6 protein-coding genes and 2 pseudogenes are annotated in these 8,277 nt (G+C 47.2%); 7 read left to right on the top strand and 1 reads right to left on the bottom strand.

Annotated elements, in window-relative coordinates:
• The 7 genes and pseudogenes from ABUA47_RS02125 to ABUA47_RS02095 all read left to right on the top strand — a co-directional run.
• Positions 1 to 386, top strand: a pseudogene (locus ABUA47_RS02125) (methionyl-tRNA formyltransferase); the annotation flags it as partial.
• Between the two features lie 265 nt (positions 387 to 651).
• Positions 652 to 1,302 carry a ribulose-phosphate 3-epimerase gene (gene rpe, locus ABUA47_RS02120; RefSeq protein ID WP_005830060.1) on the top strand — a complete coding sequence of 217 codons (651 nt, stop codon included), beginning with the start codon at positions 652 to 654 and terminating at the stop codon, positions 1,300 to 1,302.
• 58 nt (positions 1,303 to 1,360) lie between these two features.
• The gene (locus tag ABUA47_RS02115; RefSeq protein ID WP_035450079.1) at positions 1,361 to 3,397 is read left to right on the top strand and encodes a ComEC/Rec2 family competence protein; all 2,037 of its coding nucleotides are present in this window, start codon (positions 1,361 to 1,363) and stop codon (positions 3,395 to 3,397) included.
• An 86-nt stretch (positions 3,398 to 3,483) separates the two neighbouring features.
• Positions 3,484 to 4,521 carry a DHH family phosphoesterase gene (locus tag ABUA47_RS02110; RefSeq protein WP_005830066.1) on the top strand — a complete coding sequence of 346 codons (1,038 nt, stop codon included), beginning with the start codon at positions 3,484 to 3,486 and terminating at the stop codon, positions 4,519 to 4,521.
• A gap of 103 nt (positions 4,522 to 4,624) precedes the next feature.
• The gene (locus ABUA47_RS02105; protein WP_005830068.1) at positions 4,625 to 5,236 is read left to right on the top strand and encodes a DUF4827 domain-containing protein; all 612 of its coding nucleotides are present in this window, start codon (positions 4,625 to 4,627) and stop codon (positions 5,234 to 5,236) included.
• A 25-nt stretch (positions 5,237 to 5,261) separates the two neighbouring features.
• Positions 5,262 to 6,650, top strand: coding sequence for a phosphoglucosamine mutase (glmM, locus tag ABUA47_RS02100; RefSeq protein ID WP_035450077.1), 1,389 nt, complete (start codon positions 5,262 to 5,264; stop codon positions 6,648 to 6,650).
• A gap of 99 nt (positions 6,651 to 6,749) precedes the next feature.
• Positions 6,750 to 8,105 carry an alanine/glycine:cation symporter family protein gene (locus ABUA47_RS02095; protein ID WP_039161682.1) on the top strand — a complete coding sequence of 452 codons (1,356 nt, stop codon included), beginning with the start codon at positions 6,750 to 6,752 and terminating at the stop codon, positions 8,103 to 8,105.
• Positions 8,106 to 8,121: 16 nt separating this feature from the next.
• On the opposite strand, the pseudogene ABUA47_RS02090 reads toward ABUA47_RS02095, so the two are convergent.
• Positions 8,122 to 8,277 (bottom strand): annotated as a pseudogene (locus tag ABUA47_RS02090) (NTP pyrophosphohydrolase); the annotation flags it as partial.

Raw genomic sequence — 8,277 nt, 5'->3', positions numbered from 1 at the left:
TTCCTCAAGAAGAAATGGCCGTCGTGGGTGAACTGCGTCCGGCACCGAAAATCTTCAAAGATACTTGTCGTATTGACTGGAACCGCCCGGTGAAGCGTATTTACGATTTTATACGCGGTCTTTCTCCCTATCCTGCCGCTTGGACGGAGCTGGTCCAACCCGGTGGAGAATCTGTTGTGGTAAAAGTCTTCGAGACGGAGAAAATAGGGGAATCCCATCAACTGACTCCCGGAACCTTGCAGACAGACGGGAAGACCTATATCCGCGTTGCTGCCGAAGATGGCTTTGTCGGCATCTGCTCCCTCCAGCTTCCGGGCAAGAAGAAACTGAAAACGGATGAACTGTTGCGCGGCTTCCGGTTGACGGAAGGATACGTGATGAAATAACTGATTGTCATTCAATGACTTCCTACTGCAAAACTACTGCACTCGTTTTGCAGCGTCACTGCAAACCGCTGTGCAGTGTTGCTGCAACTAATATGCAGTGTGACTGCAACTGCTTTGCAGTGCTACTGCAACACGTTTGCAGTGACGCTGCAAAAGGTATGCAGTAAGTTTGCAGTGAGAGTTTTGATTTCCAATGTTAGGCTGAATTAAATCTTTTCTCTATATTTGTACATAACAAAGTTCGTAAACTTTAGAACATAACATTATGAAACCAATCATATCCCCTTCTATTCTCTCTGCCGATTTTGGTTATCTGGCACGAGACATTGAAATGATTAACGAAAGTGAGGCGGAGTGGGTACATATCGACATCATGGACGGTGTGTTTGTCCCTAATATTTCTTTCGGATTCCCGGTACTGAAGTATGTGGCAAAACTGTCGCAGAAGCCTTTGGATGTGCATCTGATGATTGTACAGCCGGAGAAGTTTATTCCGGAGGTGAAGGCTCTGGGAGCCCATGTCATGAATGTGCATTACGAGGCTTGTCCGCATCTGCACCGCGTGGTGCAGCAAATTCGCGAAGCAGGGATGCAGCCGGCAGTAACGATTAATCCGGCAACTCCCGTGTCCTTGTTGAAGGATATTATTAATGATGTATACATGGTGCTGATAATGAGCGTAAATCCTGGCTTCGGCGGACAAAAGTTCATAGAGCATTCTCTTGACAAGGTGCGCGAGTTGCGTGAATTGATTACGGTTACCGGTTCGCAGGCCTTGATAGAAGTGGACGGTGGCGTAAACTTGGAAACCGGTTCGCGTCTGGTAGAAGCTGGAGCAGATGTACTGGTGGCAGGCAATGCCGTTTTCTCGGCTCCCGATCCGAAGGAGGCCATCCGTGCATTAAGGAATCTGTAATCCGTCTTCTGGATTGATAATCGACAGCTGGCAACGGCATCCTTTCCTTCGACTGTTGATGCCGTTGGTAGTTGGTATTTTGTGTGGAGATGCGTTTCCACACGTGCTTTCTGCATGGGAGTATGTGGCAGGTTTTCTGCTTTTTCTTTTTATTATAGGTAGATACAAGCATACCGGATGGGTGTATGGAGCGGCGGTATACCTTTTCTTGGGTGGTACGGGGGGCTGCTTGATGAGTTGGCAGCAGGGAAAGACGGTATTTCCCTTTTCGGGCAAACCTGCTGTTTATAGGGTTTGTATCCGCGAGCATCCCGAAGAGAGGGAGCGCAGCATATTGTGCAGGGTTGCCCTGCTGGGAGAGGTAGAGCAGGATACAGTTACGGGTTGCCCCCGGAATCATCTTTTTCTGGCTTATTTTCCGAAAGATTCTGCTACGGCCACTTTGCGCCGTGGTGATGAGTTGCTGGTATCTACCCGGCTTGCTCCTCCGGCGAACAATGGTAATCCCGACGAGTTTGACTATGCTCGCTACCTGAGGCGGAAAGGTTATAGCGGCACGGTCTACGTGGCTGACGGACATTGGCGGAAGACGGGGCATGATGCCTCCCGCACTGTCAGCCAGGTAGCACTGGATTATAGGGCGAAAGTAGTTGGCTTATACCGGAGTTTGGGTTTTGAAACTGATGAATTGGCGGTACTTGCTGCGTTGACAGTGGGGGATAAAGAGGAACTGAGCGATGATATTGTGGAGACCTACTCCGTCTCGGGAGCCAGCCATGTACTGGCACTTTCGGGATTGCATATAGGGTTTCTGTATGCTTTGCTCTTGTTTGTGCTTCGTCCTTTGTGGAGGCGATGGCGGCGGTTGAAACCTTTGTTACTTTTGCTTCTGGTCTTTTTCTTGGTGAGTTTTGCTTTTTTCACGGGATTGTCTTCCTCGGTGGTGCGGTCGGTCGTCATGTTCTCTTTGTTGGCGTTTGCCGGTTTGCAGCCGGAAAAGCCGCTGACTCTGAATACGCTGGCGGCAACTGCTTTCCTGATGCTGCTGTGCAAGCCGGTCTGGTTGTTTGATGTCGGTTTTCAGTTGTCATTCTCGGCGGTTGCAGCTATTGTACTTGTACAGCCTAAGTTGTATGCCCTTTGGAAGGTTGACAATCGTTTCCTGCGATATTTGTGGGGACTTATGACAGTGTCCATGGCGGCTCAGCTGGGTACGGCCCCTTTGGTCATTTTCTATTTCTCCCGTTTTTCCACTCATTTTCTGTTGACTAATCTTTGGGTAATTTCCATGGTGTCGCTCGTTCTGTATTCGGCTGTCTTTCTGTTGATACTTACGCCGCTGCCTTTTGTACAACATCTGTTTGCAAGGGTAGTAGAGGCATTGGTACATGTCCAGAATGAAGTGCTCCGCTGGATAGAGCGTCTTCCTGGCGCTGCTGTCGATGATATTTGGTTGGATATATGGGGTGTTCTGCTCGTCTATCTGTTCTTGGGGATGACATATTATGGCTTTCTACGCCTTACGGTACGTAGAATCTGCTTTGCGTTGCTGGCATTGTTGGCAGTGGTTTCCTGGCATTCCCTTTCCATCATGTCCAATGCTTCCCGGCAGGGGATTGCTTTTTATAGCGTGAGAGGCTGTCCCGTTGTCCATTGTATGGCAGACAACCGTCATTCTTGGTTGGCATGTGCCGATAGCTTGCCGGATATGCCGCGTCTGTGCCGTGCCCTTTCTCCGCATTGGAACCGCCTGCATCTGGAGACTCCCCGATTGGTTGCCGGAGATTATACCACTTCCGGCTTATCCATGCGTAACCAGATTGTCTCTTACGCCGGTAAGCGCATCTGTCTTCTTTCCGACAACCGTTGGAGAAACAAGAACTCTTCCCATCCCCTTTCAGTTGATTATTTGTATGTCTCCAAGGGGTATCAAGGTGGGATAGAGGAACTTACTTCGCTCTTTTCCATGGGCATGGTGGTGCTTGACGCTTCTCTTTCAGACTATTATCAGAATAAGATTGCCAATGATTGCGTTCGCTTAGGTATTCCCTATCTTCTTCTTTCTCAAAAAGGTTCTTACCGCATATTGTTATAAATCACAAACTTTTCGTACTTTTGCCCCTTCAATTTGTTATAAACGCCAAATAGTAAATAGTCAATCGTCAAATAGTAAATAAAAATATGTTGACCAAAGTAATAGAACAATCCAAGATAGACCATTTCACCAAATGGTTTGACCGTGCAGACAAGATAGTAATCGTTTCACATGTGGGTCCCGACGGGGACGCCATCGGCTCTTCTCTGGGCTTGTGGCACTTCTTCAGCTCGCAGGGAAAGACGGCGAATGTTATTGTGCCGAACGCCTTTCCCGACTTCTTGAAATGGATGCCCGGGAGCAAGGACGTCCTTCTGTACGACCGCTACAAGGAGTTTGCCGACAAGCTGATTGCCGAGGCAGATGTCATTTGTTGTCTGGACTTTAATGCTATCCATCGTATAGATGCCATGGGTGACGCTGTTCTTGCATCCCCGGCAAGAAAAATACTGATAGACCATCATCTCCATCCGGAGGATTTCTGCAAGATTATCATTTCCCATCCGGAGATATCTTCCACTTCGGAACTGGTTTTCCGCCTGATTTGCCGTATGGGCTATTTCAGTGACATTTCAAGGGAAGGAGCGGAGTGCATCTATACGGGTATGATGACGGATACCGGCGGGTTCACCTATAATTCCAATAACCGGGAAATCTATTTCATCATCAGCGAACTGTTGTCGAAAGGTATTGACAAGGACGAGATTTACCGCAAGGTGTTCAATACTTATTCAGAAAGCCGTTTGCGCCTAATGGGATATGTCTTGTCACAAATGAAGGTCTATCCGGACTATCATGCAGCCTTAATTTCTCTGACTAAAGCCGAACAAAGCCAGTTCGACTATGTGCGTGGAGATAGTGAGGGGTTTGTGAACATTCCTTTAAGCATCAAAGGGGTGATTTTCTCTTGCTTCCTGCGTGAAGATACGGAGAAGCCGATGATAAAGATTTCTTTACGTTCGGTCGGTACATTCCCCTGCAATCAGCTGGCTGCCGAGTTCTTTGGCGGCGGCGGTCATTTGAATGCTTCCGGCGGTGAATTTTATGGAACGATGGATGAGGCCCGCAAGGTCTTTGAGCAGGCTTTGGAGAAATACAAACCGCTGCTGAATGCCAAAGGATAAAAAAAGTTCAGTTGTAAAGGTTAAAAGTTACGAACTTTCTATCCGCAGCTTTCAACTTTCAAGGAAATCAGATACTTTTGTACGAAATTACTAAATAACAGAAATGAAGAAACTTACTTTATTCTTTTTTGCCTTACTTGCAGTTTGTTTAGCCTTCCAGGCATGCGATAATTCTAAAACTTATGCCGAAATGCTTGAGGAAGAAAAAGATGCCATCAAAGCATTTATCAAAGACAGTAGCATTGTCGTTATTTCTCAAAGTGAATTCTATGCGCAAGATTCGACAACGGATGTAAGCAGGAATGAGTATGTGCAGCTGGCAAGCGGGGTGTATATGCAGATTGTGGATAAAGGTTCGACGAATCCTGCAGATACAGTTAAACCGAATGATTTGATTTTGGTGCGCTTTGAAGAACAAGGGTTGATAGCTGTTGGAGGGGTGAAATCGTATATAACCAATATGAATAGTCCGACTGTTGTGGATGAGTTTAGATATTCTGTTACTTCTTCGTCTATTGCCGGACTTTTCACTCAAGGCTATATGCTTATATATCATGGTTCGTCTGTACCTGCTGGCTGGCTGGTTGCGTTGAATTATATTCGTAACGGAGCACATGTGAAGCTGATTGTTCCTTCCAAGATGGGACAGTCGGATGCTATGCGGGACGTTCATCCTTATTATTACGATTTACATAAACTCCAAATTTGGAACTAACCGATAAATTTTAAATCATTAACCTATGACTCTAATCAAATCTATTTCTGGAATCCGCGGAACAATTGGCGGTGGTGCTGGCGAGGGATTGAATCCGCTCGACATTGTGAAGTTCACTTCAGCTTATGCTACCCTGATTCGTAAGACGTGTACTGTAAAAAGTAACAAAATCGTGGTAGGGCGTGATGCCCGCATCTCTGGCGAGATGGTCAAGAACGTAGTAGTCGGTACCTTGATGGGTATGGGCTGGGATGTAGTGGACATTGATTTGGCTTCTACTCCGACTACCGAGCTGGCTGTAACCATGGAAGGTGCCAGTGGAGGTATTATCCTGACTGCCTCGCATAATCCCAAGCAGTGGAATGCGTTGAAACTGCTGAATGAAAAGGGCGAATTTCTGAACGCTGCCGAAGGTAAGGAAGTACTCCGCATTGCAGCTGCCGAAGAGTTCGACTATGCCGAAGTGGACCAACTTGGCTCGTACCGTCAGGATTTAAGCTACAACCAGAAACACATCGACAGCGTATTGGCACTTGACCTCGTAGATGTGGAAGCTATCCGAAAGGCAAACTTCCGTGTAGCCATCGATTGTGTAAACTCTGTAGGTGGTATTATTCTGCCGCAACTACTTGAACAACTTGGCGTTCAGCACGTAGAGAAGCTCTATTGCGAACCGACCGGTAACTTCCAGCATAATCCCGAGCCTCTGGAAAAGAACTTGGGTGACATCATGAATCTGATGAAAGGGGGGAAGGCAGATGTTGCATTTGTTGTAGACCCTGATGTAGACCGCCTGGCAATGATTTGCGAAGACGGCAAGATGTACGGTGAAGAATATACACTGGTTACTGTTGCCGACTACGTATTGAAACATACTCCGGGCAATACGGTATCCAATTTGAGTTCGACCCGTGCCTTGCGCGATGTAACTCGCAAGTATGGGCAAGAATATTACGCTTCTGCCGTAGGTGAAGTGAATGTAACTACCAAAATGAAGGAAGTAGGTGCCGTTATCGGTGGCGAAGGAAACGGTGGGGTAATCTATCCGGCCAGCCACTATGGACGTGATGCCTTGGTAGGTATTGCCTTGTTCTTGAGCCATCTGGCACACGAAGGTAAGAAGGTGAGCGAACTCCGTGCATCCTATCCTGCATACTTCATGGCAAAGAATCGTGTAGACTTGACTCCTGAAACAGATGTAGATGCTATTCTTGCCAAGGTGAAGGAGCTGTATAAGAATGAAGAAATCAATGATATAGACGGTGTGAAGATTGACTTCCCCGACAAATGGGTTCATCTGCGTAAGAGCAATACGGAACCGATTATCCGTGTCTATAGTGAGGCTGCCACACCGGAGGCTGCCGAGGAAATCGGCCAGCAGATTATGAAGGTGATTGAAGACCTGGCTAAATAAGGCCGAACGAAATGTTATAATGAATGTCCCACTTTCCCGTGAAAGAGAAGTGGGACTTTTTTTAAACCTTCCCATGAACTCCTCCATCAAACTACTACTATGAATGGCATTTTAGATTCTATAGGCTCAGCAATAACCACTGTCAGTGACTTTGTCTGCGGGTATCCCTTATTTATCCTTCTGATAGGGGGAGGACTTTTCTTGTTCTTTTATTCCGGAGCTGTGTCCCTCTGCCGCATCGGATATTCGATAAAGGCCTTACGCTATAAATCGGAAGTGGCGGGCGAAGGACAAATCAGTTCTTTCCAGGCCTTGATGAGCGCCATAGCGTCAACAGTGGGTATGGGGAATATTGCGGGGGTGGCTATCGCTATTACAGTAGGAGGGCCCGGAGCCATTTTCTGGATGTGGGTAAGTGCCGTTGTGGGTATGTCCACCAAATTCTTTGAAGGGGCTCTTGCCATTATGTACAAAGGACACGATTCTGCCGGAGAACCGCAAGGGGGGACGATGTATATCATTCTTCATGGGTTGGGCGAACGCTGGAAACCGTTTGCTTATTTCTTTGCGGTGGTGGGGTTGATAGGTACGTTGTGTGTAATGCAAGCCAATCAGTTGGTCGAGTCTGTCACTACGGTATTTACTACTCCGGCAGGAATAGAGAATACACTCGGTCTGCGTTTTGTGATGGGTATTGTCATTAGCCTGGTGGTAGGGGCAGTCATTATCGGTGGCATCCGGCGCATTTCGGTTATCTCGGCTAAAATAGTGCCGATGATGGTTACTTGCTATATGCTGCTTGTCTTCGTTATTCTTTGTTTGAATTTTGATAAGTTGCCGGGAGTGTTGGCTTCCATTTTCCAGTCTGCCTTCAGCCTGGAAGCCGGTATCGGTGGAATTTTGGGAACTGCACTGACTGGTGCCCGCCGTGCTGCCTACGTCAATGAAGCAGGTGTAGGTACGGCCTCTATGATGCATGGCGCCTCCCGTAATGACAATCCCATTCGTGAGGGGCTGGTAGCCATGATTGGACCGGCCATCGACTCGGGGCTTGTTTGTACATTGACGGCCTTCCCTATTCTTATAGCTGGAAACTATGCGTCGGAAGGAGGCATAAAAGGCCTTTATATTGCTTTGAATTCTTTTGAGCAGCTCCTTCCCGGCTATGGGCATTATCTGTTGATGGTGATGGTCTTTTTCTTTGCCTTTTCTACCATGTTCTCTTATTCGTATTATGGACTGAAGTGCACCAACTTCTTGTTTGGTGCGGAGAATGCCAAGTATTATAACTACTTCTATTTGGTGATGATTGTTGTGGCTGCCATGATTCCGTTGGGAGCAGTGGTTGCCATCATGGATTTGGCTTTTGCCTTGATGGCATTGCCTACGATGACGTCACTGCTGTTACTTGCTCCACGGGTCAGGAGAAAGATGAAGGAATATTTTGCGAACTGATAGAAAGCAGCTTCCACTACAAGTTGATGACCTTTCCTATCTCTCCTTCAAAATTCGGGGTGAATACACCTTTGCCGATATTTGCCTTGATTTCATCGGGGCTCCAAAAACGTCCTCCGTCCAGCTCGTCACTGGGATGTATTTCACCGTCGTAGACAGTTTTGTGTACGAA

This window comes from Bacteroides sp. RTP31139st1_H2_RTP31139_211217 (assembly GCF_040227615.1).
In the GTDB taxonomy this organism is placed as follows: Bacteria; Bacteroidota; Bacteroidia; order Bacteroidales; family Bacteroidaceae; genus Bacteroides; species Bacteroides uniformis.
The sequence above is the reverse complement of the archived record's forward strand: the minus strand, read 5'-3'. Positions and strand labels throughout refer to the sequence as shown.

Bases quoted from the DNA above. Each gene is read 5' to 3' on its own strand.
- rpe (WP_005830060.1), top strand. From the start codon at position 652: ATGAAACCAATCATATCCCCTTCTATTCTCTCTGCCGATTTTGGTTAT.
- ABUA47_RS02115 (WP_035450079.1), top strand. From the start codon at position 1,361: ATGCCGTTGGTAGTTGGTATTTTGTGTGGAGATGCGTTTCCACACGTG.
- glmM (WP_035450077.1), top strand. From the start codon at position 5,262: ATGACTCTAATCAAATCTATTTCTGGAATCCGCGGAACAATTGGCGGT.
- ABUA47_RS02105 (WP_005830068.1), top strand. From the start codon at position 4,625: ATGAAGAAACTTACTTTATTCTTTTTTGCCTTACTTGCAGTTTGTTTA.
- ABUA47_RS02095 (WP_039161682.1), top strand. From the start codon at position 6,750: ATGAATGGCATTTTAGATTCTATAGGCTCAGCAATAACCACTGTCAGT.
- ABUA47_RS02110 (WP_005830066.1), top strand. From the start codon at position 3,484: ATGTTGACCAAAGTAATAGAACAATCCAAGATAGACCATTTCACCAAA.